At 69.3% G+C, this 23083-nt stretch carries 25 protein-coding genes, 1 tRNA gene and 1 pseudogene; 13 read left to right on the top strand and 14 right to left on the bottom strand.

Annotated features, from left to right (window positions below):
- Positions 1 to 9 precede the first annotated feature (9 nt).
- From DDF67_RS07325 to DDF67_RS07295, 7 genes are all read left to right on the top strand, one after another.
- Positions 10 to 900, top strand: coding sequence for a kinase (locus DDF67_RS07325; protein ID WP_109100245.1), 891 nt, complete (start codon positions 10 to 12; stop codon positions 898 to 900).
- A 169-nt stretch (positions 901 to 1069) separates the two neighbouring features.
- The gene (locus DDF67_RS07320; protein WP_109100244.1) at positions 1070 to 1336 is read left to right on the top strand and encodes a hypothetical protein; all 267 of its coding nucleotides are present in this window, start codon (positions 1070 to 1072) and stop codon (positions 1334 to 1336) included.
- 110 nt (positions 1337 to 1446) lie between these two features.
- Positions 1447 to 1899: a hypothetical protein gene (locus tag DDF67_RS07315; RefSeq protein ID WP_146197974.1), complete on the top strand. Its 453-nt coding sequence runs from the start codon at positions 1447 to 1449 to the stop codon at positions 1897 to 1899.
- Positions 1900 to 1910: 11 nt separating this feature from the next.
- Positions 1911 to 2504: a hypothetical protein gene (locus DDF67_RS07310; protein WP_109100242.1), complete on the top strand. Its 594-nt coding sequence runs from the start codon at positions 1911 to 1913 to the stop codon at positions 2502 to 2504.
- Positions 2505 to 2511: 7 nt separating this feature from the next.
- Positions 2512 to 2706, top strand: a complete 195-nt coding sequence (locus DDF67_RS07305) for a helix-turn-helix transcriptional regulator (protein ID WP_058348510.1) — start codon at positions 2512 to 2514, stop codon at positions 2704 to 2706.
- A 1-nt stretch (position 2707) separates the two neighbouring features.
- Positions 2708 to 3382: a hypothetical protein gene (locus DDF67_RS07300; protein ID WP_109100241.1), complete on the top strand. Its 675-nt coding sequence runs from the start codon at positions 2708 to 2710 to the stop codon at positions 3380 to 3382.
- Between the two features lie 46 nt (positions 3383 to 3428).
- Positions 3429 to 4319: a TraB/GumN family protein gene (locus tag DDF67_RS07295; RefSeq protein WP_109100240.1), complete on the top strand. Its 891-nt coding sequence runs from the start codon at positions 3429 to 3431 to the stop codon at positions 4317 to 4319.
- Positions 4320 to 4326: 7 nt separating this feature from the next.
- On the opposite strand, the gene DDF67_RS07290 is transcribed toward DDF67_RS07295, so the two are convergent.
- The 5 genes from DDF67_RS07290 to DDF67_RS07270 form a co-directional block, all read right to left on the bottom strand.
- Entirely contained in the window at positions 4327 to 4920 is a 594-nt protein-coding gene (locus DDF67_RS07290) for an HD domain-containing protein (RefSeq protein ID WP_109100239.1), read from the bottom strand.
- 84 nt (positions 4921 to 5004) lie between these two features.
- Positions 5005 to 5079 (bottom strand) — tRNA-Gly (locus DDF67_RS07285).
- A gap of 135 nt (positions 5080 to 5214) precedes the next feature.
- On the bottom strand, positions 5215 to 6711 hold the full coding sequence (locus tag DDF67_RS07280) for a PepSY-associated TM helix domain-containing protein (protein WP_109100238.1): 1497 nt from the start codon (positions 6709 to 6711) through the stop codon (positions 5215 to 5217).
- Positions 6711 to 7286, bottom strand: coding sequence for a hypothetical protein (locus DDF67_RS07275; protein WP_233247570.1), 576 nt, complete (start codon positions 7284 to 7286; stop codon positions 6711 to 6713). Before DDF67_RS07275 ends, DDF67_RS07280 begins: the two co-directional genes overlap by 1 nt.
- A complete protein-coding gene (locus tag DDF67_RS07270) occupies positions 7283 to 9601 on the bottom strand; it encodes a TonB-dependent receptor (RefSeq protein ID WP_109100236.1) in 2319 nt (772 codons plus the stop codon). Before DDF67_RS07270 ends, DDF67_RS07275 begins: the two co-directional genes overlap by 4 nt.
- A gap of 182 nt (positions 9602 to 9783) precedes the next feature.
- Here DDF67_RS07270 and DDF67_RS07265 point away from each other — a divergent pair, with 182 nt between their 5' ends.
- Positions 9784 to 10446, top strand: a complete 663-nt coding sequence (locus tag DDF67_RS07265) for a hypothetical protein (RefSeq protein WP_109100235.1) — start codon at positions 9784 to 9786, stop codon at positions 10444 to 10446.
- Here the strand turns inward: DDF67_RS07265 and DDF67_RS07260 are convergent.
- Positions 10424 to 11164, bottom strand: coding sequence for a helix-turn-helix transcriptional regulator (locus DDF67_RS07260; protein ID WP_109100234.1), 741 nt, complete (start codon positions 11162 to 11164; stop codon positions 10424 to 10426). The genes DDF67_RS07265 and DDF67_RS07260 overlap by 23 nt on opposite strands.
- 95 nt (positions 11165 to 11259) lie before the next feature.
- Here DDF67_RS07260 and DDF67_RS07255 point away from each other — a divergent pair, with 95 nt between their 5' ends.
- Both DDF67_RS07255 and DDF67_RS07250 read left to right on the top strand, forming a co-directional pair.
- Positions 11260 to 11997 carry a glutathione S-transferase family protein gene (locus DDF67_RS07255; RefSeq protein WP_109100233.1) on the top strand — a complete coding sequence of 246 codons (738 nt, stop codon included), beginning with the start codon at positions 11260 to 11262 and terminating at the stop codon, positions 11995 to 11997.
- Between the two features lie 83 nt (positions 11998 to 12080).
- Positions 12081 to 12806 carry an energy transducer TonB gene (locus DDF67_RS07250; protein ID WP_158278011.1) on the top strand — a complete coding sequence of 242 codons (726 nt, stop codon included), beginning with the start codon at positions 12081 to 12083 and terminating at the stop codon, positions 12804 to 12806.
- Positions 12807 to 13120: 314 nt separating this feature from the next.
- Here DDF67_RS07250 and DDF67_RS07245 read toward each other — a convergent pair whose 3' ends face one another.
- From DDF67_RS07245 to DDF67_RS07230, 4 genes are all read right to left on the bottom strand, one after another.
- Positions 13121 to 14200, bottom strand: a complete 1080-nt coding sequence (locus DDF67_RS07245) for a cytochrome-c peroxidase (RefSeq protein ID WP_109100231.1) — start codon at positions 14198 to 14200, stop codon at positions 13121 to 13123.
- A 3-nt stretch (positions 14201 to 14203) separates the two neighbouring features.
- Positions 14204 to 16696: a porin family protein gene (locus DDF67_RS07240; protein ID WP_158278010.1), complete on the bottom strand. Its 2493-nt coding sequence runs from the start codon at positions 16694 to 16696 to the stop codon at positions 14204 to 14206.
- A 167-nt stretch (positions 16697 to 16863) separates the two neighbouring features.
- Complete coding sequence (locus DDF67_RS07235; RefSeq protein ID WP_109100229.1) at positions 16864 to 17235, bottom strand: hypothetical protein; 372 nt, start codon at positions 17233 to 17235, stop codon at positions 16864 to 16866.
- Positions 17236 to 17302: 67 nt separating this feature from the next.
- Positions 17303 to 18217: a hypothetical protein gene (locus tag DDF67_RS07230; RefSeq protein WP_109100228.1), complete on the bottom strand. Its 915-nt coding sequence runs from the start codon at positions 18215 to 18217 to the stop codon at positions 17303 to 17305.
- 121 nt (positions 18218 to 18338) lie between these two features.
- Here DDF67_RS07230 and DDF67_RS07225 point away from each other — a divergent pair, with 121 nt between their 5' ends.
- On the top strand, positions 18339 to 18671 hold the full coding sequence (locus DDF67_RS07225) for a hypothetical protein (protein WP_146197973.1): 333 nt from the start codon (positions 18339 to 18341) through the stop codon (positions 18669 to 18671).
- On the opposite strand, the gene xth is transcribed toward DDF67_RS07225, so the two are convergent.
- The 4 genes from xth to erpA all read right to left on the bottom strand — a co-directional run bounded on the left by xth (position 18668) and on the right by erpA (position 21254).
- The gene (gene xth, locus DDF67_RS07220; RefSeq protein ID WP_109100226.1) at positions 18668 to 19456 is read right to left on the bottom strand and encodes an exodeoxyribonuclease III; all 789 of its coding nucleotides are present in this window, start codon (positions 19454 to 19456) and stop codon (positions 18668 to 18670) included. The genes DDF67_RS07225 and xth overlap by 4 nt on opposite strands.
- Before the next feature lie 118 nt (positions 19457 to 19574).
- Positions 19575 to 20672 (bottom strand): 3-deoxy-7-phosphoheptulonate synthase, encoded by a 1098-nt coding sequence (locus tag DDF67_RS07215; RefSeq protein ID WP_109100225.1) that lies wholly within the window; start codon positions 20670 to 20672, stop codon positions 19575 to 19577.
- A gap of 98 nt (positions 20673 to 20770) precedes the next feature.
- A complete protein-coding gene (locus tag DDF67_RS07210) occupies positions 20771 to 20854 on the bottom strand; it encodes a hypothetical protein (RefSeq protein ID WP_101711352.1) in 84 nt (27 codons plus the stop codon).
- A gap of 67 nt (positions 20855 to 20921) precedes the next feature.
- Complete coding sequence (gene erpA, locus DDF67_RS07205; protein ID WP_109100224.1) at positions 20922 to 21254, bottom strand: iron-sulfur cluster insertion protein ErpA; 333 nt, start codon at positions 21252 to 21254, stop codon at positions 20922 to 20924.
- Positions 21255 to 21331: 77 nt separating this feature from the next.
- On the opposite strand from erpA, the gene DDF67_RS07200 reads away from it, so the two are divergent.
- Together DDF67_RS07200 and DDF67_RS07195 are read left to right on the top strand one after the other, a co-directional pair.
- Positions 21332 to 22516, top strand: coding sequence for a deoxyguanosinetriphosphate triphosphohydrolase (locus tag DDF67_RS07200; protein WP_109100223.1), 1185 nt, complete (start codon positions 21332 to 21334; stop codon positions 22514 to 22516).
- A 135-nt stretch (positions 22517 to 22651) separates the two neighbouring features.
- Positions 22652 to 23083, top strand: a pseudogene (locus DDF67_RS07195) (SPOR domain-containing protein); the annotation flags it as partial.

The raw sequence follows: 23083 nt of genomic DNA, 5'->3' as shown, positions 1-23083 counted from the left end.
GGTCGGGTCATGAGCGCGCCCGATCCCGCCTGGCTGTCCGATTTCATGCGCGCCGAGCGCCTGGATCCCGGCTTCGTCGAGACCTTTCACGTCCTGCACCGGCCTCTGGCCGAGCGCCTGATCGCGGCGGCGCGGGCCCATGGGCGCCCGGGCCTCGTCGCCGGGCTGTCGGGGCCGCAGGGCGCGGGCAAGTCGACCCTGGTGGCGGTGGTGGCGCGGCTGCTGGCCGAGGCGGGGCTGAAGGTCGCCGTCCTGTCGCTGGACGACCTCTACCTGACCCGCGCCGAGCGCCAGGCCCTGGCGGAGGACATCCACCCGCTGCTGGCCACGCGCGGGCCGCCGGGCACGCACGACGTCGCCCTGGGCCTTTCGGTGCTCGACGGCCTGGCGGGGGCGGGGGCGGGGAGGACGGCCCTGCCGCGCTTCGACAAGGCCGCCGACGACCGTGTCCCGCCGCAGGACTGGCCGGTGTTCGACGGCCCTGCCGACGTGGTGCTGCTGGAGGGCTGGTGCCTGGGCGCGCGGCCGCAGGGGGCAGAGGCTGTGGCGACGCCGGTCAACGCCCTGGAGCGCGACGAGGACCCGGGCGGCGCCTGGCGCGGCTATATCAATGCGGCCCTGGCCGGTTCCTATCGCGACCTCTTCGGGCGGATCGGTTGGCTGGCGGTTTTGACCGCGCCGGACTTTTCCACGGTGCGCGCCTGGCGACGCGAGCAGGAGGCCAAGCTGCAGGCGAATCTGGCTGCGCGGGGCGCACGCGGAGGTCTCGATCCGGCGGCGCTGGAGCGCTTCCTCGACCACTACGAGCGCCTGACCGCGTGGTGCGCGAAGGACCTTCCCAGGCGGGCCGACCTGCATGTGGCGCTGGATGCGACGCGGCGACCGCTTACGCCGCCGTGAGTCGCCAAAAGCGCAAGTCGTTGAACGCGTTCAATCTGTCGCGCGGCATGGCGTCGCACTACATATGGTGTTGGCTGCGTTAATCGTCACCAAGGGCTAGTGTTCGGTTATTGCGATTACACGCAGATTCGACTTTCGGATCGGCGCCGCGTCGATTGGAGCCCGCGTCATGAACCGCCTCTTCTCCGGTCCGTTCTCGACCCACAGCCAGCGCGTGGCCGCCTGGGAGCGGGCCGAGCGCATCCCCGGTTGCGACAAGGCCGTTTGGCGGCTCGACGCCGATGGGCGGGTGATCCGCTGGGACGACTATGGCGATCGCTTCTCGCAGTACGGCTGGCTGATTCACGCCGACCCCAAGGCTCATTGGCTGGCCAAGGCGCTGGGCGTCGCCACGCCGGCGCCGCTACACTGGCGTAGCGGGCGCGCCGCGGCTTAGGGGCGGGCGCCCTCACTTCACGCTTTGAGCGAGAATTCTGTCTAGGGTCCTTGACATTATCTCGAGCTTTGGTGTCAATGTTCCTTGTCATTTTGACGGGGGTGCTTGGCATGAGCGGGCAAAGACTGGCGCGACGACGCTTGGTGACAGCGGTGGTCGCTTCGCTAAGCGCGGCCTTTGTCATGGGGGTCGTGGCCGCGGTGATCGCCGAGGTAGGCAAGCGGAAGCCTGAGTTCGCGGTCTATTCGCTGGTCGCCATATCGCTGTCGGTCATCGCGGTCATGGCCCTGATGCTTTCGCTCTGCGCACGCTGGTGGAGCGTCGCTGACGAGGCGGCCCGCGAAGCCCACAAATGGTCCTGGTACTGGGGCGGCTCTACCGGCTTGGCCCTGGCCGGCGTCCCCTTCATCCTGCTCCACACCATGCCCAAGGCGGCCGAGGCCCTGCTGCCCGCCCACATGACGACCTCCCAGGCGGTGGTCTTCGGCATGGGGCTGATCGGCGGCTTCCAGATCGTCGGCTACGGCCTGTTCTGGGCCTCTTGGTGGCTGGCGCGACGCTAGGAGGGAACGCCATGAACGCCTTTCTGAAAAATGCTCGCTCGGCGCCGGCCAAGGCCGCCACCCTGGCTCTCGTCGGCGTGGTCGGGATCGGCGGCTCGATGGCGATGCTGTTGCTGGGGCGCGGCCAGTGGCCGACCTATGTCGGGGCTGTCGCCATGGCCTTCGCGGCCTTGGCCTTCTCCTCCACCGCCAGGCGCCTCTACGGCGGCGAGCCGGTGCGACCCGCCATGCGCGGGTTCCTGATCGGCTTCCTTGGCGCGATGACCGCCTATGTCATCCTGCTTCTTGGGGCCGTCCAGCTCTACATGGCGGGTCTGACCGAGGGCGTGCTCGGCTACGCCGTGGCCCTGGCGCCGGTGGTCGCTCTGATCGCGGCCTTCGCCAGCCTGGGCCTCTACGTTTTTCGCGAGACCGACGAACTGCTGCGGCGGATCACGGTGGAGAGCCTGCTGTGGGCCCTGGGCGCGACCCTGTCGCTGGCCACGGCCTGGGGTGTGCTCGAGGCCTTCGGCAAAGCGCCGCACCTGCAGCTGTGGGTGGTCGCGCCGATCTTCGCCCTGCTGTTCGGCCTCGCCCAGGGGCTCGTCTCCTGGCGCTATCGCTGAGGGGCGGATGAAGAACCGCCTCAAGGTGCTGCGCGCCGAACGCGACTGGAGCCAGGCCGACCTGGCCCAGCGCCTCGACGTCTCGCGCCAGACCATCAACGCTCTGGAGACGGGCAAGTACGATCCCAGCCTGCCGCTGGCCTTCAAGATCGCCCGCCTGTTCGGCCAGCCCATCGAAGCCATCTTCCAGGACGAGGACTGACATGACCGCAGCGTCCAACGCCCAGAAGCTATCGCCGCGCGCTCGCCGGGCGCTGATCCTGATGGCCGTCGGCGCGCCGGTAGGCTTCGCCGTCGGCCGGGTGCTGATCTGGCTCAAGCGACAGGGCCACTGGCGCGACCTGGACTTCTCGTCCAGCGACGTCGTTTCGCTGGGCCTGGCCGCTTTCCTGGTCGCCGTCGGCCTGGCGACCATGCTCGTCAGCCTCAGCCGCAAGGCGCTGGGACGGCAGATCAACGGCGACGACGGGGCGCGGGCCGCAACCCCCGCCCAAGCCAGCTTCTATGCGGGGCAGGGCGGGGTGCTGGTGCTGGCCGGCGTCATGCTGGCCGCGCCGCCGCTGGCTGGCGCGATGGTCGCGCCGCTGTCGCCGCTGCTGGCCTCGGCGGTGATGACCGGCCTGATCACGGTGTTCCTGATCCAGACCGCGGGCAACATCACGCTCTGGGTGCGCAGCGACGAGCTGATGCGCCGGACCATGGCCGAGACCGCCGCCGTCTCCTACGGCCTGCTGCAGGGGCTGCTGTTCCTGTGGGCCGCGGGCGAGAAGCTGGCCCTGCTGCCGCCGCTGACCCTTTGGGACGCCGTCAACGCCAACATGATCGCCTACCTGCTGATCTCGATGATCGTGGCCTGGCGCCGCGGCTTCGTCGACTGACGCTCGCCCGCCCCCTTTTCGCACCATTTCATCCAAGAGGACCCGCATGCTTCGTTCGTCCGTCAAAGCCGCCCGCCGCGTCGTCGCCGGCCTCGTCTCCGTCGTCGCCCTGGGCGCGGCCGCCCAGGCGCTCGCCGAGCCGGCGCTGTGGAAGATCCAGGACCAGGATTCGACCATCTATCTCTTCGGCACCGTGCACGTGCTGCGTCCCGAGACCCAGTGGCGCTCGGCCAAGCTGGACTCCGCGCTGAAGTTGGCCGACGAGCTGGTGCTGGAGGTGGTCGGCGCTGACGACATGGCCGTCATGCAGCCGCTGATCATGAAATACGGCATCGACCCGGCCACGCCGCTCTCCAAGAAGCTGGCCGCCGCCGATTGGGAGAAGACCAAGACCTACGGCCAGGAGATGGGCGTGCCGCCGGCCGCCATCGAGGCCTTCCGCCCCTGGATGGCCGCCATCACCCTGGCCATGGCCCCTATGGTCAAGGCGGGCTTCGATCCCAAGAAGGGCGTCGAGCAGGTGCTGACCGCCGAGCTCAAGGCCGATGGCAAGGGCGTGGGCCAGCTCGAGACCGCCGAGCAGCAGATCCGCTTCTTCGCCGACCTGCCGGCCGCCGACGAGGTGCTGCTGCTGAAGTCGACGCTGGATGAGGTGGAGGAAGGCCCCGCCAAGCTCGACGCCATGGTCAAGGCCTGGGCCGCCGGCGACGTGAAGGGCCTGGAAGGCCAGTTCATCACCGAGATGCGCGCCAAGTACAAGCCGCTCTACAGCACCCTGATCGTCACCCGAAACACCGCTTGGGCCGATCAGCTGAAGACCAAGCTCGACGGCAAGGGCGTCAGCTTCGTCGCCGTCGGCGCCGGCCACCTGGTGGGCCCCGACAGCGTCCAGACCCTGCTGGGCAAGCGCGGGATCAAGGTCGAGCGCGTCCAGTAGGGCGCGCTTAGGCTTCGGCGGCCCGCAGGTATATCGATCGCTTCGGCGTGCTCATCACGCGCCGGAGCATCGGCTCGAAGGCCTCCAGCGGCATCGTCTCATAGACGGGGTCAAAGGCTGGCTGGTCGTAGAGATGGCAGAACTGCGCCGTGCGCTCGAAATGCGGATGGTCCCGGAAGGCCTCCCGCATGTCGCGGTCCAGGCCCAGGTGATGGAAGAAGTAGTAGCCCTGGAAGATCGGGTGGTTGGCCACCATCCAGTGGTTGGCCTCAGACACGAAGGGCTGGACGATGGCGGCGGCGATGTCGGCGTGGTTGCGCGGACCCAGGATGTCGCCGATGTCGTGGAGCAGGGCGCAGACGACATATTCCTCGTCCTCGCCGGCCAGGTGGGCGCGGGTGGCGGTCTGCAGGCTGTGCTCCAGCCGGTCCACCGCGAAACCCCCGCAGTCGCCCTGCAGCAGTTTCAGGTGCTTCACCAGCCGGTCGGGCAGCTCGCGCCCGTAGTCGCCGGCCGCCTTGGCGATGATCGCCCAGTCCTCGGCCGTGCCCTCGGTCATGGCGTGGAAGCGCGCGCGGGGATGATCCTCGCCGTCGGCCATCGCGTTCTCCTCCCGAACGTCTGTTTGACGTCGAGCGTGCGCCGGGCGAGGGCGGGCGTCAATGTTGATGGGATGGAGGAGATTTGGAGCGGGCGGGGGGAATCGAACCCCCGACATTCAGCTTGGGAAGCTGACGTTCTACCTCTGAACTACGCCCGCACGGGTCGCGAGCGACCGTGGACGTCGTGCTTAGCCGGTCTTGCTTCGTCGCTCAAGCGTTGAACGGAAGGCTTGCACAGCCAACGAAAAAGGCCCGCCGTCGCCGGCGGGCCTTCCTTGTTTCCGGGCGGCGGGTCAGGCCGCGGCCGGCGCCTTGGTCAGCTTGACCGACGCCGCCAGGAGCACCGCGCCCAGCACAAGGCAGGCGTCCATGATCCAGGCGACCGGATCGACCGAGCGGCCGGTGTTCAGGCCCACATGGACCAGAGCCGCCAGTACCAGGCTCAGGGCCGAGGCCAGCCGCAGGCGGATCGAGATCACCGGCGGGGTCCACAGGAAGGCGCTTGCGCTGGCCAGCAGGGTGACGCCGCCCCAGACGGCCACCGGCGGCGCGCTTGGAGCCAGCAGGGCAACGATGGCGCTGACGCCGTAGGCCAGGGGTTGGCTCCAGCAGAAGGCGACCCACACGCGCTCCCAGCGCGGGGCGGGGCGGCCCTTGTCGCGCCGGCGGGCCAGCCAGATGGCCACGCCGCTGGCGGTCACCGCCGTCAGGCCAAGGCCAAGCAGGAAGTAGGCGACCTTCACCGGCCAGCCGCCGAACCAGCCGAAGTGCAGCGGGGTGAGGCTGGCATAGATCGCCATGCCGACATTGCCGCCCTCGAACCCGGCCTCGCCCAGGACCTTGGCGTTGCCGTCGACGATAAACATCTCGCCGCGCGACAGCTTGCCGGGCGTGACGCGGTTGATGCTCATGTGCTGGCCGGTCTCGCCGGGATGCTCGACGAAGATGTAGTTGAAGCCGGCTTGCGGGTGCTTGGCCTGCAGGACGGCCAGGCCCTTGGCCACGTCGACCACCGGCGCCGGGCGCGGGTCGTCGGCCACGGCCGGGCCGCTGAACAGGGCGAAGACCTTCTCCTTGTCGCCGTCGAACACCACCATGGCCAGCACGCCGACGATCAGGATGGAGAGACCTAGGAAGGCGCCGGTCAGCGAGACCACCACGTGGAAGGGCAGGCCCCACACCGAGATGCGGTTGTGCAGGTCGGCCTCCTGCAGGCGCTTGGAGCCGCCCCAGCGAAACGCGAACGCATCCTTGAAGACGCGCGGATGCGACAGCACGCCCGAGACCAGCGACGACAGCAAGGCGACGCCCGTCAGTCCCACCAGGAAGAAGCCCCAGCTGCCCGGCAGGTGCAGGGCGGTGTGCAGCCTGGCCTGGAAATTACTCCAGGGCGTGCGCTGCTCGGCCACGATCCTGCCCGAGGCGTCGGCGTACCAGGTGTGCTCGCCGCCCTTGGCGTCGTCGCCGTGGACGGAGAGGCGCGGCAGGGCCGGCTCTGGCATGCGGATGAAGAGGTCGTGGGCCTTGGGGTTCTTGGCCAGCACCTCGTCGAAGGCCGCGCCGACGGCGGCGGGCGTCACGCCGTGCAGCACCGGGGCGGTCGGCTGCTCCCAGCGGTTGAACTCGTTTGTGAACACCGCCACCGCGCCCGTGAAGCAGACGAGGTAGATCAGCGCGGCGAACGCCAGGCCCAGGGCCGAGTGGCCGGCCAGCATGGCGCGCACGAACGGCGCGGGGATCTTCGGCCAGATCGGCTTGCCGGCGGGTTTCTTGGGTTGCGGGGCGTGCATCAGAGAGAGCCCTTCAGGAACACGGCGCCGAAGCCGGCGACGGTGACGCCGACCAGCACGGCCAGGGCGCGCAGGATCTTGTCGTCCGACAGGGTCCAGGCCATGCCGCCGGCCCACAGGAACGGCACCAGCATGCCGCCGATGATCAGGCGGGTCTTTACCTCGGCCGGGAAGCAGACGGCGACCGCCAGCCCCACGGCCATGGCCGCCGCGCCGCCCAGCGGGCCGGCGAGAAAGCCGCGCAGCCAGCCGCGCCAGGCCACGCGCCGGCGGTCGGACGGCTCGAGCGCCAGCTCGCGCGGCGCCTTGCGCTTGGCCTCGCGCAGCTCGACCCCGGCGGCCACGACCGCCAGGGCGACGGTGGAGGCCAGGGCCAGCACGATCGACGGCCCGCGCGCCGCGCCGAGGAAGGGGACCGATACCGCGATGGCCGCCGCCAGCAGCGCCCAGCCGCCAGCGATCAGCCAGGGCCGCCGCGCGTTGGCATGGGTCCAGGCCCGCCGCAGCAGCAGCGCGCCGCCCAGGGCCAGCGGGGCCAGGGCAAGGCCGCCCAGTCCCACCATGGGCCCGATCACCAGCGCGCCTCCAGGCTGACGCCCAGCACGCGCGGCTCGCCCAGCAGGGCCACGGCGAAGTCGGGGCGGCTGTACTGGCTGTACTTCTCGTTCAGCAGGTTCTTCCCGAACACGTAGGCTCCCCAGCGCTCGCTCTCGTAGCCGAAGCGTCCGTTGACCAGGGTGCGGGCGTCGGCGATGCGGTCGTCCTGGTCCTGGGCCGCGCCAGCCTCGGTGAAGGCCTTCGAACGGTAGTTGGCGTTCAGGTTGGCGACCAGCCCGTTGTTCCAGCGATAGTCGCCGCCCAGCGAGAAGGTCCAGTGCGGAGCGTAGGGGAACTCCGAGCCCGACAGGTTGCGGCTGTCCGTGCCGAACTGGACGTTGAACTCGTCGAACTCGGTCTTGGTGTGGCCGAGCGAGGCGTACCAGCCGGCGTTCGCCGACAGGCGCTGGGCCAACTCGACCTCGAAGCCGTAGAGGTGCGAACTGCCGGCGTTCTCGACCTGGTAGTCGTACTGGTTGAGGCCCAGGTTCAGCGACACCTGCTGGTCTGTCCAGTCGACATAGTAGGCGTTGGCGTTGGCCGTCAGGCCCCACTGCGGCCAGTAGGTGCGCAGCGAAAGCTCGTAGTTCCAGGTGTATTCCGGATCGTAGGGCACCACGGTGGCGCGGGCGGTGTTGATCGCCGTGCCGCCCGAGCGATAGCCGCGCTGCACCACGAAGCTGGTCGAGATGTCGTCGGTGAAGGCGTACCTGGCGCCCAGCTTGGGCAGGAAGGCCTCGAACTGCCGCGTCGTCTCGGGCGAGGGCGCGCCGGCCTGGGCGACCATCGAGCCGACGAACTGGTTCACCAGCACCACATAGGGGGCCAGGGCGCCGAAGGCCGCCGGGGTCGGGTAGACGCCGGCGAAGCGCGCGGTCTGCACCGAGCTCTGGGTGTTCTTCTCGCGGTCGTAGCGGAAGCCGGCCAGCAGGCTGAGCCCGGGCGTCACCTCGAAGCTGCCGTCGGCGAACAGGGCGGTGGTCTCCACCAGCTCCGGCGCGTCGGAAGTGTAGTCGACCGGGATGACGGGCAGGGCGGCGATGTAGGCGTTGGCGAAGGCGTTGGCCTGGCCTTGGGCCTGGGGCAGGGTGATGCCGGGCACGCTGCCCATCAGGGTCGAGGTCAGCACGCTGACCAGCGTGGCGCGTGGAAACTCGACATTGGTCAGGCTGGCCGACTTGCGATCGGCGTCGCGGGTGGCGTGGAACAGGCCGACCAGGCCTTTGAGCCGCTCGCCCTCGTAGTTCAGGCGAACTTCCTGGCTGGCCGTTTCGATCCGCTCGTTCTGGCCGCCGTAGGACAGGGTCTGCGGCCCCAGGTCGCCGTCATAGCGCTGGATGAGATCAACCTGGCTCCAGGACGCCACGCCCGATAGGGTGAAGCGCTGGCCCAGCTTCTGCTCCAGCTCCAGGGTGGCGATGTCGGTGGTGATGTCGCTGGTGTTGGGCGAGTTGGTCGTGGTGACGCGGTGGTCGTAGTAGTCCGGCGTGTCGGTGCGGCTGTAGGTGTAGAGATAGCCCGACTTGCGTTCGTTGTGGCTCATGGTGGCGATGGCCTTGAAGCCCTCGGCCGCCATCGGGGTCAGCAGCAGCTTGCCCCGGATCATGCGGGTGTCGAGGGCGTCGTCGTCGACCTTGCGCGTGGTGTTGTAGATGAAGCCGTCGCTCTTCCGGTCCTCGAAGGCCACGCGGAAGGCCAGCTGGTCCGCAACGATCGGGCCGCCGCCGGCCAGGGCGATCGAGCGGTCGTCGCCGCTGGCCGCCATGCCGCGCACCTTGAAGCTCCAGTCCGGGGTGGGGTCGGTGGTGCGCACGATCACCGCGCCGGCCAGGGCGTTGCGGCCCTGCAGGGTCGACTGCGGGCCGCGGAAGATCTCGACCTGGCCCACGTCCCACATGTCCAGCGGACCGCCGTACATGGCGCGCTCGGGAATGGCCGCGCCGTCGACATAGACGGTCGCCAGGCCCGCGGAGCCGCCGCCGGAGACGTTGTTGTTGGCGATGCCGCGGATGGTGAAGCCGCTCTTGCCGTAGGTCTCGCTCATGTTCGCCGTCCTGGCGACCACGTCGTAGAAGTCGCGGATCTGCTCGCGCTCGATGGTGCGGGCGGTGGTCACGGCCACGCTGGTGACGGTGTCCTGGATGCTGCGGCTGGCCTTCTCGCCGGTGACGACCACCTGGTCCACCTCGGTGGGCGCTTCCGGCGCAGCGGCCGCCGGGGCCTCGGCCAGGGCCGACCCGGCCAGCACCGCCCAAACGCCGACGGCGCTCGCCATCATCAACCGCGACTTCATGCAGACCCCCGATATTTAAGAATGGGTCGCAGCTAACGGCGGTTTAATTGCGAGTCAAATGCAAACTCATTCGCAGGATTAATCGCGGGGCGAGCGCTTGCGCGATGATTGAAACCGCTTGGCCGGCCTTGCTGGCGGCGATTGAAAGGTTGTGCGATCTAGGGGTGCGCAAAAGGGGCGGCATGGACGTTGGCAAGGTCTTGGCGATCTGGACCGGGATCCTGCTCGGCGCGGCGGCGACCTCGACGGTCGCGCTGACGGTATGGCTGCGCGATCCCATCGACACCCCCGAGCACATCGCCGGCGAGTGCCAGGTGGTGGCGGCGATCGAACGCAACCGCCTTAGCCGCTTCGACGACGCCTGGGCCGCCGAGCCGATGGAAGTTCGCCGCGCCGAGGCGGTGGAGGGCGTCCCCTCGCGCTGGAGGGCGGTGAGCGACACGCCGTGGAAGTTGCGGCTGATAGGTTGGGCGCTCGACCGAACCAAGCCGCGCCAGGCCGTCCCGATCGACTGCGACGCGGCGCTGGACGCCGCGGGCGTTCCCAAGGTGGTCGGCAATCGCATGAAGCTGCCGGTCGAAAAGCTGCACACCTTCGATCGCATTCGCTACAGCCGCGCGGTGTTCTTTCCAGGCGGCCGCTATGCGCTGATCTCCCACACCAGTTGCGGCGAGAGGCGGCGGGGGAGCTTCGACAACGGCTGGGACCACAAGACCGATACTGATCTCTGGCGGTTCGACGGCGCGACCTGGCGTCCGGCCGAAGAGCGCTCCGTGCACGCGATCTACTACAGCCCTGCTCACAAATTCCCCGCCCGCTGCTTTAGCCCGGGCTATGCGGAATGAGACCCTTCTCGGCCTTGGCCGCATCGTAGGCGGCCCACTCCTCTTCCATCTGCCGCTGCCAGCGGGCGCGCAGCACGGCGGGGCGCTGGCCGTGGCGGTCGTCGAGGAACTGCGCGGTCACCACCCGATCGGTGCGGAAGTTGCGGAAGTCGCCGCGCAGCTCGCACCAGGCGATCAGCATGCGGGTGGTGGCCATGTAGCCCACGGTCACCGGCCAGATGATCCGCTGGCTGACCGCGCCCTTCTCGTCGCGATAGTCCAGCCGGATCTTGCGGCCGGCATGGATCCAGGCGCGGGTCTGGGCCATGTCGATGGTGTCGGGCGCGGGGTTCCAGGGCGCCGGGGCCCGGGTCGCGGGTTCCAGCACGTAGGGCCGCAGGTTGTCGGGCACGGCGGCGGCGATCTTGGCGATCAGGTCGCGGGCGGCGGTGGCCAGGGCGGGATCGCCCCGGCCGGCCACCCATTGGGCGCCCAGCACGGCGGCTTCGATCTCGTCCGGCGTCAGCATCAGGGGCGGCATGTCGTATCCGGCCTCCAGCACGTAGCCGACGCCCGCCTCGCCGCGGATGGGCGCCCTCTGACCGACCAGTGCGGCGATGTCGCGATAGACGCTGCGCTTGGAGGTCTCCAGTTCGGCGGCGATGGCGTCGGCGGTGACCGGCGCACGGCTGCGGCGAAGGATCTGGATGATCTGGAATAGGCGTTCAGCGCGTCTCATGGCTCTCACTGTGCCGTACTGTTGCTGACAGCATGCTGGCAGCAGGGTGGCGGCAGTCTCTTCTCATCACAATACCGCACGAGAGGGACCTCGAGATGATCACGCTCTACGCCGCCGGCCCGGCCTACGGCCTGCCTGAGGGAAGCCCCTACGTCACCAAGACCGAGATCCATCTGATGATGGCGGGCCTGGCCTACGAGAAGGTCCCCGCCCATCCGGAAACCTCGCCGAAGGGTCAGTTGCCCTGGATCGAGGATGACGGCGTCAGGGTCGCCGACTCCACCTTCATCCGGGCCTATCTGGAGCGCAGCTACGGCGTCGACCTCGACCAGGGCCTCACGCGCGTCGAGCGCGCCCAGGCCTGGGCGGTCGAGCGGATGGTCGAGAACCAGCTGGGCTGGGCCAACTGCTACTTCCGCTTCTTCGACTTCGACAATTTCGAGAAGGGCCCGGCCCGCTGGTTCGACGGCGCGCCCGAGGCGATGCGCCAGGACCTGAAGGCGGGCCTGCTGGATACGGTCGAGGCCAACCTCAAGGCCGTCGGCGTCGGCCGCCATTCGCCAGACGAGATCGTCGAGCTGGCGTCGTGGTCGCTGACGGCGCTTTCGGAGCTGCTCGGCGACAAGGCCTTCATGATGGGCGAGCGGCCCACCAGCGTCGACGCCATCGTCTTCTCCATGCTCGCCCAGATCCTGACGCCGTTCTTCGACTCGCCTATCCGCCGCCGTGCCGAGGGGTTCTGCAACCTGGTGGCCTATGCCGAGCGGATGCTGGCGACCTTCTATCCGGCCTTCGCGCCGCAGGCTCGCCCCGAGACCCTTAAGGCGGCCTGATCCGTAGCCGTCCGGACATTGTGCCGGAGCCGCCTATCCTGTAGATGCGACGCATTCTTATGAGTGTCGCGGATTCCATAGGCGTGGAGCGGCCCCGGTCGGGCCGACGGGGCGGGGACAAGATCCTCGCCGCCGGCGTGTCGGTAGGGCTGCACGCGGTCGTCATCGCCGGGCTGGTCGGCTTCGTGCGCGCCATGCCGGGCCTTGCCGAACCGCCGGCCATGGAGGCGGCGCTGTTCGAGGCCATGGCCCCCAGCCCCCAGCCTTCCCCCTCGCAGGCGTCCAGCGAGAAGCGCGAACGGGCCGTGCCGCGCGAGGCCCGCATGGCCTCTCCGATCCGGCCGCGCCCGGTTCCCATCCCTGCGCCCGATCCCCTGATCGCTGCGCCGCAGATCGCACCCCAGCCGGTCGAGACCCGCTCGACCTCGACGGCGACCCCGGTGGCGGTCGCCGCTTCGGCGGCCTCCGCGCCGGCCGGCGGCGGCGCGCCGGTGCAGGTGCGCGGCGAGGCCGCCAAGACCCACGACCCCTATGCGGCCCAGGTGCTGTCGTGGATCGAGGCGCGCAAGACCATGCCCGAGGCGCTCAGGCGCCGCCGCACCCACGGCGTTGTGGTGGTGGCCTTCACCCTCGACCGCTTCGGCCGCGTCTCGCGGGCGGTGGTGGTCGAAAGCAGCGGCGACCGCGCGCTGGACGCCGCCGCCATGGACCTCCTGTCCACCGCCGCCCCGTTCCCCAAGGCCCCCCGCGACTCCGACTGGAACCGCCGCCGCTTCGAGACCCCGATCTCGTACGCGGTGAAGGGGTAGGGCTTTGGCTGGAACCTCCCCCCGTGGGGGAGGCGGCCGAAGGCCGGCGGGGGGGAAGTTTTCAGCTTCCGAAGCATCGGAAAAGGTCGCACCAACTCCCCCCACCGATCGCTACGCGATCGCCTCCCCCACAGGGGGAGGTTCCTTATCTAAAGATCCTCTCCCTGAAGGGGGAGGTGGCCCGGAGGGCCGGAGGGGGAGGTGGCTGATGAGGTCAGTGCAGCCGCAAAGGCAGCAATAACTTCCCCCTCAGTCGCTTCGCGACAGCTCCCCCTTCGGGGGAGCATCTCTAGGGAGGGGCCGTCGGCGGCTCGCTACAGCGTCTCCAGGAACGCCACCAGCGCCGCCTTCTCCTCGCGCGTCAGGCCCAGGGGCTTGAGCAGCGGGGTCGTGGTCGGGAACAGGCGGTCGCCGGCCTGCTCGGGCTTGGGGCGGGGGCGGGCGCCGCCCTCGTTGTAGAAGTTCACCGTGCCTTCCAGCGTAGGGAAGATGCCGTTGTGCATGTAGGGGCCGGTCCTGGAGATCCCGCGTAGCGACGGCGTCAGGAAGGCGCCGACGTCGGCTGGGTCGCCACTGACCTCGTAGCGGCCCAGGTCCTGCAGCTTCCGCCCATAGAAGCTGAGGCCGATGTTGTGGAACCTGCCGTCCGACAGCAGCGGGCCGTTGTGGCAGTTGACGCAGCCGGCCTTGCCCTGGAACAGCTCCAGCCCCTGCAGTTCCTGGTCGGTCAGCACGCGGCCGCCCAGCGACAGCACGCGGTCCCACTTGCTGCTGCGCGGCTTGAGGGTGCGCTGGTAGGCGGCCAGGGCCCTGGCGGCGTCCTGCATCGTCGGACGCCGGCCGCCGAACACGGCCTGGAACTCCTTGCGGTAGTCCGGATCGGCGGCCAGGCGCCGTTCGATCTCGCGCGGGTCGCCGGCCATCTCCTTGTGGTCGACCACGGGCCCAAGGGCCTGGGTCTCCAGGCTGCCGGCGCGGCCGTCCCAGAACAGCGGCGTGCGCCAGGCTGCGACCATCAGGGTCGGGGCGTTGCGACGGCCGCGCTGGCGGTCGTGGCCGAACGAGGTCTTCACCCCGTCGCCGAAGGCCAGTTCGGGATTGTGGCACGAGGCGCAGGCGATCTGGCCCGAGCCCGACAGCTTGGGGTCGTCGAACAGCTTGCGGCCAAGGGCGATCTTTTCCGGCGTCTGCGGATTGTCGGCCGGGATCGCGGGGGCGGGCAGGGCGCCGAACGGCGTGAAGCTGGCCCCCGGCAGCAGGGTCGGAGCGGGCCAGCTGTCGGGCTTGCCCGTGAAGGCGGCGCGGCGAAGCGCCGTCGGATCAGGGGCCGGCGCCAGCCCGATCAGGGCCGCCGCCGTTCCCAGCAGGAGAAGGAGATTCGCCGCGCGCTTCATGGCTTAGAACTTGTAGCTCATGCCCACCCAGAACGACCGGCCCATGCGGTAGGGCTGGCTGGTCGACGAGGCGGTCACCGTCTGGGGCAGGGTGTCGAACAGGTTGGTCACCCGCAGGTCAAGCCGCGCCTCGCCATAGGCGGTCTTGGCCACCAGGGCCGAGACGTTGGCGTTGAAGGTGGTCTGGGCCTTGTAGCGGATCACGTCCCACACCGCGTAGCGCACGCCGCCCACGGTCTGGGTCGCGCCCGTCTCCTCGATCTGGTCGTAGCCCGAACGCCAGCGGGCGTTGAGGTTGGTGCGGATGCGGCCCTTCCACCAGTCGGCGCTCCAGTCGGCGTTGGCCAGGCCCGGCGCGGCGTAGTTCAGGCGCTGGTTGGTGGCGATGACGCCCAGCAGGCTGCGCACCTCGCCCTTGTAGTAGACCATCTCGTCGCCGTACTCGGCTTCGTCCGACGGGACGACAAGGGTGTTGTCGCCCATGTTGTCCTCGGTCTTCGACCAGGAGCCGTTCAGGCTGAAGGTGTGGCGGCCCACGCCCCGGGTCCATTCCGCCGACAGGCCGCGGTACGAGGTCTCGCCGTCATTGCCCAGATAGGTGGTGCGGTAGGTGTAGGTCTGGCCGTTGGTCTCGCGGATGTAGTTCTGCACCTCCTCGACGCCGGCCGTGAACTGGTCGCGGGTCTCGCGGGCCACGCCCTTCAGGCGAGCCACGCCGCCGAACAGCGGCTTGGAGAGCGCGAAGGTCAGCTCGTCCGAATAGGGGATGGCCAGGCCCGAGCCGGCGATGCCCGCCGACACCGAGTGCGAGCTCAGCGTCCAGGCGCCCATCACCCGCTGGCCGTTCACGATCGAGCTCGTGCGATTGTAGACGTAGTTGCCCGGGTACTGCGACTTGATCGCGTAGCCCAGGAAGTCGCGCGAGTAGTAGCGGTTGGCGCCGACGGTGGCGGTGACCTCCCACGGCATCTCGTAGACCACCGACAGGCGCGGGGCGAAGTTGTGCTTGGAGATCAGGCTTTCGTGGTCGTAGCGCACGCCGGCGCGCACGGTCAGCGGGCCGCGGCTCACCTCGTACTCGGCGAAGGCGGTGACCGTGTCGACCTCGGCCGAGGCGTCATAGGCCTTGTAGAGGCTGTAGACGGTCAGGGCGGCGTCGCCGGCGATGCAGGCCACGTCGCCCTGCGAGCAGACGATGCGGCTGTCGGCGACGGTGGTGCGGTAGGCGTAGTTGTCGACCGGGCGGCGCTTGCGGGCCTCCACGTGGCCATAGTCGAGGCCCAGGCGAACGTCGCCGCCCAGCAGCGGCTGGTTCCAGCGCGCCTGCAGGCCGATGTCTTCCTGCCACTGGTCCAGATCGCCGAAGCTGCCCTCGACGCAGTTGGTCGACGAGCACCAGTTGGCGTAGGCGGCGGTCGAGGACCAGGTGAAAAGGGTCCCCGGGGCTTCGCGGCCGCTGCGAGCCTTGGCGTAGGTGGCGGTCAGCGACCAGTCGGCGTCGCCGCGCTTGCCCAGCAGCTCGATCTTGCTGGTCAGGCCGCCGCCCTTCTGGGTCATCACGGCGTTGCGCGAGTTATTGGCCGAATTCTCGCTCGTATAAGGGCTGTAGGCGACCTGGCCGCGCAGGGTCAGGTCGGGCGCCAGGTCGACCTCGACCTTGGCCATGGCGTTGTCGGTGCGGCTCTTCAGGCCGAACGGCGTGCCGCCGTAGTTGGCGTGCCGGTAGTAGGTCATGTCGGTCTGCTGGCGGCCGCCGGCCAGCAGCACGCGGACCTGGTCGTTGATCGGCAGGTCGACCGAGCCGCTGACGCGGCACTTCTCGTAGTTCGGCGGCTCGGGCTCGACGCCGTTCAAGGCGTCGCGGACCACGCCGGGGATCTTGAACGAGGTCAGGCTGTCGTTGCTGCAGCCGGCGGTGACCTGGGCGCCGAACACGCGCGCGGGCTGGCGGGTCTCGATCTGCACCACGCCGCCGGTGAAGCCGCCGTAGCGGGCCGAGACGTTGCTGTCGCGGACGGTCACCGATTCCAGCAGGTTGCTGTCCAGCCAGATCGACTGGGCGCTGCCGCCGGCGGCCTCGTTGTAGTCCTGCGGGTTGCCGATATCGACCACGTCCAGGCGGCTGTTCACGCCCACGCCGTCGATCGAGAAATAGTTGTCGTAGAACTGGCCGCCCGAGATCGACACCTTGGCCGGGCGCATGTCCTGGATGCTTTCCTGCGTCGCCAGGCCCTGGTCGGAGTCGAAGTTGGCGAACGGGAGGATCTTCAGGGTCTCGATGACGTCGCCGGTGCCGGGGGAGCGATCCTCGATGGCGCGGCGGGTGATCTTGGAGGTGCCCGAGTCGACAGGGTCGTTGGCCTCGTAGGCGCCGGCTGGCGGAGCGGCGGCGGTCGCCTCGATGCTGACCTTGGGCAGGCGCTCGGCTTTCTCGTCCTGGCTCCAGGCCTGACCGGCCGCGCCCAGGGCCACGGCCATCGCCGCGGTCGTCATCATCGCTCGCTTCATTCTACTCGCCCCGTACCAGCGCTCGTGCGTGTCAATCGCAATAAGGGCGGGGGTCTTAGGCGCGTTGAGATCGACTCGCAACTACGGGATGGCCGCAGTCGGCAAAAAATGGGCGGAATTTTGGTGGGTGGGGCGGGCTGGCCCCAGGCAAGGGATTACCGCTGCTTGCGGCGCTCTTTCAGCTCTTCCTGGAAGCGATATTCCAGGGCTTGCTCGAACTCGCTGGCCTCTACAAAGCGACGCTTCATGGCCAGGGCCGGAAAGCCGCTCTCGTCGCGTTCGTCGCGCGGCGCGAACCTGACCGGCAAGCGCTTGTCGAGAGAGGCCGGTTGGACCGCGGCCGGAAGCTCCTCGGTGGTCGTCGCCGCCAGGCGCTGGGCGGCCTCTTCGGCGCTGACCGCGCCGTCGCCGTCGAGGTCGGCGGCGTTCAGCATCAGGCGGACCGGCGCGGGGGCCGCCTGCGCGGCGGCGAGTCCCGGCGCGGCGGACAGCAGCAGGGGCAGGGCGAGGGCGGCGATGCGGATCACGACGCGTCTCCACGGGAGGCTTGAGCGTGCCTCAGCCGAGGCCGTCGTGCAACCCGGGCGGGAGCGGTCAGTATTCGTCCTCGTCGTCGAGGTCGAAGGGCAGCTCGTCCTGGTCGCCCCGGGCCTCGCGCGCGGCCTTGGACACTGGCTTGTAGGGGCGCTCGGGCGGCAGGTAGGCGGGCTCGTCGGTCGTGTCGCCGTCGTCGGCCCAGGCCTGGATCGGCGCGTCAGGATCCGACCACGGGGGATCGGCGGCCTCGGGACCGTCGTCGATCTCCTCGAACAGCGGCGCGGTGGCGACCGCGACGCCGGCCGTCGCGGCGCCGGCGGTGACGGCCTCGCGGGCCGAGCGGTAGGGCTTGGGCTTGTCGGCCGGCACGGCCGGTTCGGGCCGGCGGGCGATCTCGGGCTCGCCGCCGCTCTTGGCGGCGGAGGCGGGCGAGGGGCCGCGCGGGGCCAGCGGCCGGCGCACGATGGCTTCGGCGCGGGCCAGCCAGCGATTGGCCTCCTGGATCGCCTGGGCGGGCGAACGGCTCTGGCGCTGCTGCTCGTCGCCCTCCAGCCACAGGTCCAGTTCGAAATCGGGGTGGCGCGGATCGTCGAAGATCAGCCGCAGGCAGACGCGCGCGGCCTGCTGCACGATCTGGTCGATGGCCCGGCGCTGTTCGCCGCGGAACACCCGGCCCACGACCTGATTGTCGACCGACAGCTCGGCGCCCATCAGTTCGTCGATGCGATAGAGCAGGCACCAGGTACCGGCGTCCCAGGCCACCGCGGCGGTGTTGGTGTCGAACGAAAAGCCCACGCCCTTGCCGCGACCGCGCGCGATGATGACGGTCTCGGGCTCGCCCTTCAGCACGTGGCGGAGGGCGCGGCGGATGCGACGCTCTTCGTCCATGAACCAGATGGCCGCGCTGCCCATGAAGGTGACGGCCGACCCGGCGATGGCGACGAGCAACAGGAGGCGCCAGAACTCGCTCATGGCGCGGAAGCTAGCGGTGTTCGCGGATTCGCGACAGAGGCGCCCGATACCGGCGCCGGGTTCGGTTGCAATGTGGCGTGCGAGGCGATCAACATGCCTTCATGCAGCCGGAGGGCGTGTCGTGCGGGCTCGGGTCATCGGATTGGCGATCGGCGGCGCGATGCTGACGGGATGCGTCTCCGCATCGTTCGAGATATCCAGGCAGGAGCAGGTCGACGATGTCGAGCGGCTGCGCGCCGGGTTCGACGCCGGCATTCTCGCCGCGGGAGGTTCGGTGAGCTACCCGGCGATGGACTATTCGGCGGCTCGTTGCCGCTGGGCGGCGGGCGATCCGGCCCTTGCGGTCTGTCGCACCCAGCGCAAGTTCCTAAACGGGCCCTGGAGGTCGATCGCGGTCAGCTATCGTCGCGACGGCGCCGGGCGCTGGACCCAGGTGGACCGTCCGGGCTCCTAGAGCGTCAGGGTCGCCACCACCGGCACGTGGTCCGACGGCTTTTCCTTGTCGCGCTCGTCGCGGTGGATCCTTACCTGCGCCAGCTTGTCGGCGGCCTGGGGCGACAGCAGCAGGTGGTCGATGCGGATGCCCAGGTTCCGCGGCCAGGCGCCGGCCTGATAGTCCCAGAAGGTGTAGCCGCCGGGCGTTCCGTCGACCTGCATGTAGGCGTCGGTGAAGCCGAGGTTCTTGAGGGCCCGGAAGGCTGCGCGGCTTTCGGGCTGGAACAGGGCGTCGCCCAGCCAGGCCTCGGGATTGGCCACGTCCTCGACCTCGGGAATGACATTGTAGTCGCCGGCGATGACCATCGGCTCTTCAAAGGCGAGCAGTCCCTTGGCGTGCGCGTGCAGGCGGCGCATCCACGACAGCTTGTAGGCGAACTTCTCGGTACCGATCGGATTGCCGTTAGGCAGGTAGATGCCGATCACGCGGATGGGTTTGGGGCCCGAGATCACCGCCTCGACATAGCGGGCCTGCTCGTCCTCGGCGTCGCCGTCCAGCAGGGGCAGGCCCTTGCGGACGTCCTCGACCGGGTGCTTCGAGAGCAGGGCGACGCCGTTATAGGTCTTCTGGCCGTGGACGACGACGTTGTAGCCCAGGCGCTCGAAGGCCTCGGCCGGGAACTTCTCGTCGACGCACTTGATCTCCTGCAGCACCGCGACGTCGGGCGCCTCGGCCTCGAACCAGGCCAGGACGTTGTCCAGGCGGGCGTTGACCGAATTGACGTTCCAGGTGGCGATGCGCATGGCGGGCTCCGATAGAGGCGCGGAGGCTAGGGGGCGGCGGCCTCGCGCTCAAGCCATGGCCGGGAGATTTCCGGGGATAGGGGAGGGACGCCGCTGGGCGTCCCCCCATCCGGGGACCTCAGGCCTCGCGGGCTTGCCGGCCAGCCCGGACCGCGGCGGCTAGGGCGTCGAGCATGCGCACCGACGCATCCCAGTCGACGCAGGCGTCGGTGACCGACTGGCCGTAGGTCAGGGCCTTGCCGGGCACGATGTCCTGGCGGCCGGCCACGAGGTTGCTCTCGATCATCACGCCCATGATCGGCGAGGCGCCGCTCGCCACCTGGGCGGCGATATCGTCGACCACGGCCGGCTGGTTCTCGTGGTTCTTGCCGCTGTTGGCGTGACTGGCGTCGACCATCAGGCGGGCGGGCAGGCCGGCCTTGGTCAGCGCCGCAGCGGCCGCCGCCACGCTGGCGGCGTCGTAGTTGGGGGTCTTGCCGCCACGCAGCACCACGTGGCTGTCGGCGTTGCCGGTGGTGGTGGCGATGGCGGCGCGGCCTTCCTTGGTCACGGCCAGGAAATGGTGCGGCTGGGCGGCGGCGGTGACGGCGTCGACCGCGACCTTCACGTCGCCGTTGGTGCCGTTCTTGAAGCCCACGGGACACGACAGGCCCGACGCCATCTCCCGGTGGATCTGGCTTTCGGTCGTTCGGGCGCCGATCGCGCCCCAGGCCACCAGGTCGGCGATGTATTGCGGAGTGGTGACGTCAAGGAACTCGCACGCGGCCGGCAGGCCCTGGGCCGAGACGTCGAGCAGCACCCGGCGCGCCAGGCGCAGGCCTTCGTTGATGTGGAAGCCGCCGTCCAGGCCCGGGTCGTTGATCAGCCCTTTCCAGCCCACCGTCGTGCGCGGCTTCTCGAAGTAGACGCGCATGATCACTTCCAGCTCGCCGGCGTGGCGCTCGCGTTCGGCGGCCAGACGCGAAGCGTAGTCGATGGCGGCCTTGGGATCGTGGATCGAGCAGGGGCCGATCACCACCACCAGGCGGTCGTCATGGCCGTGCAGGATTTCATGGACGGCCTGGCGCGAGCCTTCGACCAGCTCGGCCGTGGTGGAGGTGGCCGGCGCCTCGCCGATCACCTGGGCGGGAGGGCTGAGGGTCTGAAGCTTCTGGATGCGCAGGTCGTCGGTCGGGACGGGCAGCGAGACGAGGTGGGCGGCGGTCGAGGATGGCATGGCGTGCTCCGGAGAAATTCGCGGGGTCTGGCGGCCATCAAAAAAGCCGCCCGGGGAACCCCTGGCGGCTGGTGAAAGGCGTTTTTGGCGGCCTGGTCTCAGGCCAAACGATCCCCTCCCGGCGCCAGAGGCGTCGGATAGCTAAAGTACCAAAACAGCTGTTGGCTGGCGGCGAGGATCATGGCGGGAACCGTAGAGCCTAGTTTGGCGCGTGTCACGCCATAAACTTGAGAGGAGCGGGAAGGGGCGTCAGATCGAGAAACTGACCCCACAGCCGCAGCTGGACTTGGCGTTGGGGTTCCTGACCCGGAACTCGGCGCCGGCCAGTTCGTCGACGAAATCGATCTCCGAACCCTTCAGCAGGGCCAGGGACACGACATCGACCAGGGCGGCGGCGCCGTCGCGCTCGATCTTCAGATCGTCGTCCTCAGCGGCCTCGACCAGATCGAAACGGTACTGGAACCCCGAGCAGCCGCCGCCATCGACCGCCACGCGAAGCATCACTTCGCGGCCTTCGGCCTGGGAAAGGGCGTGCAGCCGGCGAGCGGCGTTGGAAGAAAGCGTAACGGTGGTGTCGGTCATGGCTGTGGAAACTTGATCTATCGCATATATGAGGGCGACCGCGTCCCGGGAAAAGGGGCGATCAGCAAAGGCCGCTCATGTCGACGTCTCCGTTCGCCGTCCCCCGCGCTCCCTACGCCGAAGATCCGGCCAAGTCACGCGGCCGGCGCTATCAGGAAGACGAGAGCCGCACCCGCACGCCCTTCGCCCGCGATCGCGACCGCATCATCCATACCTCGGCCTTCCGTCGCCTGAAGGAAAAGACCCAGGTCTTCGTCGCCCACGAGGGCGACCAGTTCCGCACCCGCCTGACCCATTCGCTGGAAGTGGCGCAGATCGCCCGCTCGCTGGCCACGGCCCTGGGGCTGGACGCGGACCTCGCCGAAACCATCGCCCTGGCCCACGACCTGGGCCACCCGCCGTTCGGCCATGCCGGCGAGGACGAACTGGAGCTGAAAACCAAGGACTTCGGCGGCTTCGACCACAACGTCCAGACCTTCCGGGTCGTGACCGAGCTGGAGCACCGCTATCCGGACTTCGTCGGCCTGAACCTGACCTGGGAGACGCTGGAAGGCGTCATCAAGCACAACGGTCCGGTGATCCATAAGCTGGGCCAGCCGTCCTGGAAGGCGATCTCCAAGTACGACGGCGAATACGGCCTCAAGCTCGACACCTGGGCCTCGGCCGAGGCCCAGGTCGCCGCCCTGTCGGACGACATCGCCTACAACAACCATGATATCGACGACGGGGTGGAGGCCGGACTCTTCACTCTGGACGAGCTGATGGACGTGCCGCTGATCGGCCCGATCCTGGCGGCCGTGCGCAGCGAGCGCCCCGACCTCGACGCGCGTATCACCCGCCTGGAGGCCGTTCGCCGGATGATCGGCGCCATGGTCGACGACGTCATGGGCGAGACCCTGCAGCGGGCGGCCATCACCGGCGTGTCGTCGGCTGACGAGGTGCGGGCCCTGCCGCACGCCCTGGTGTCGTTCTCGTCCGACATGCTGGAAGACCTGGCCCGCCTGCGCGAGTTCCTGCACGCCCGGATGTACCGCCACTGGCGCGTGAACCGCACCCGCAGCCAGGCACGCCGCATTCTGGCCGAGATGTTCACGCTTTTCTTGGCCGAACCCGAGGTGCTGCCCTCGGAATGGTTCGCCAAGTCGCAGAACCGCGACCAGGCCGGAAGGGCCCGCGTGGTGTGCGACTACATCGCCGGCATGACCGACCGCTTCGCCATCGAGGAGCACCGCAAGCTGTTCCATCTGGATGTGTGGAGCTGACGGGGCGAGCGCCGCGCGACGCACGACCGTCGAGGGTGCGACAGTTCTGAACGAGCATCGGGTCCAGTAGAGTAGGAACTTGCGCGCGTGATTCGCACATGGTGAACGCGCGCCGGAATTCTGGAGCCTTTTTCGATGTCCGACCCGCACCGCGGCGCCTATGCGCCGCCCACCGATGCGCCGCTTTCGTTCGATGCGCGCCAGCCGGTGCGCGGGTCGCGGCCCTTGCCGCTGACCCTGATCATCAGCGCCGTCGTGCTCGGCACCCTGCTGGTGGCCGTGTTCCTGATCTACCGCAACGGCATCCGCGGTCCCAACGAGCCGCCGCGCACCGTGGGCGAGCCCGTGGCCGAGATGAAGGCCGCGCCGGCGCCCGAGCAGAACAAGCCCGACGAAGCCGCCGGCCTGCAGATCTACAGCCACGAGAACCCGACGGCCTCGCCGACCTACGCCGCGCCGCCGGAAGAGCCGATGGCCCGTCCGACCGCCCCGCCGCCGGCCGCGCCGGTGCAGAGCGCCAGCCTGCCGCCGGCCAAGCCCGCCGCCACCGCGCCCGGCGCCCCGGTC

This window comes from Caulobacter endophyticus, assembly GCF_003116815.1.
In the GTDB taxonomy this organism is placed as follows: Bacteria; Pseudomonadota; Alphaproteobacteria; order Caulobacterales; family Caulobacteraceae; genus Caulobacter; species Caulobacter endophyticus.
Note: the sequence above shows the minus strand (reverse complement) of the source record. Positions and strands in the feature narration are given on the sequence as shown.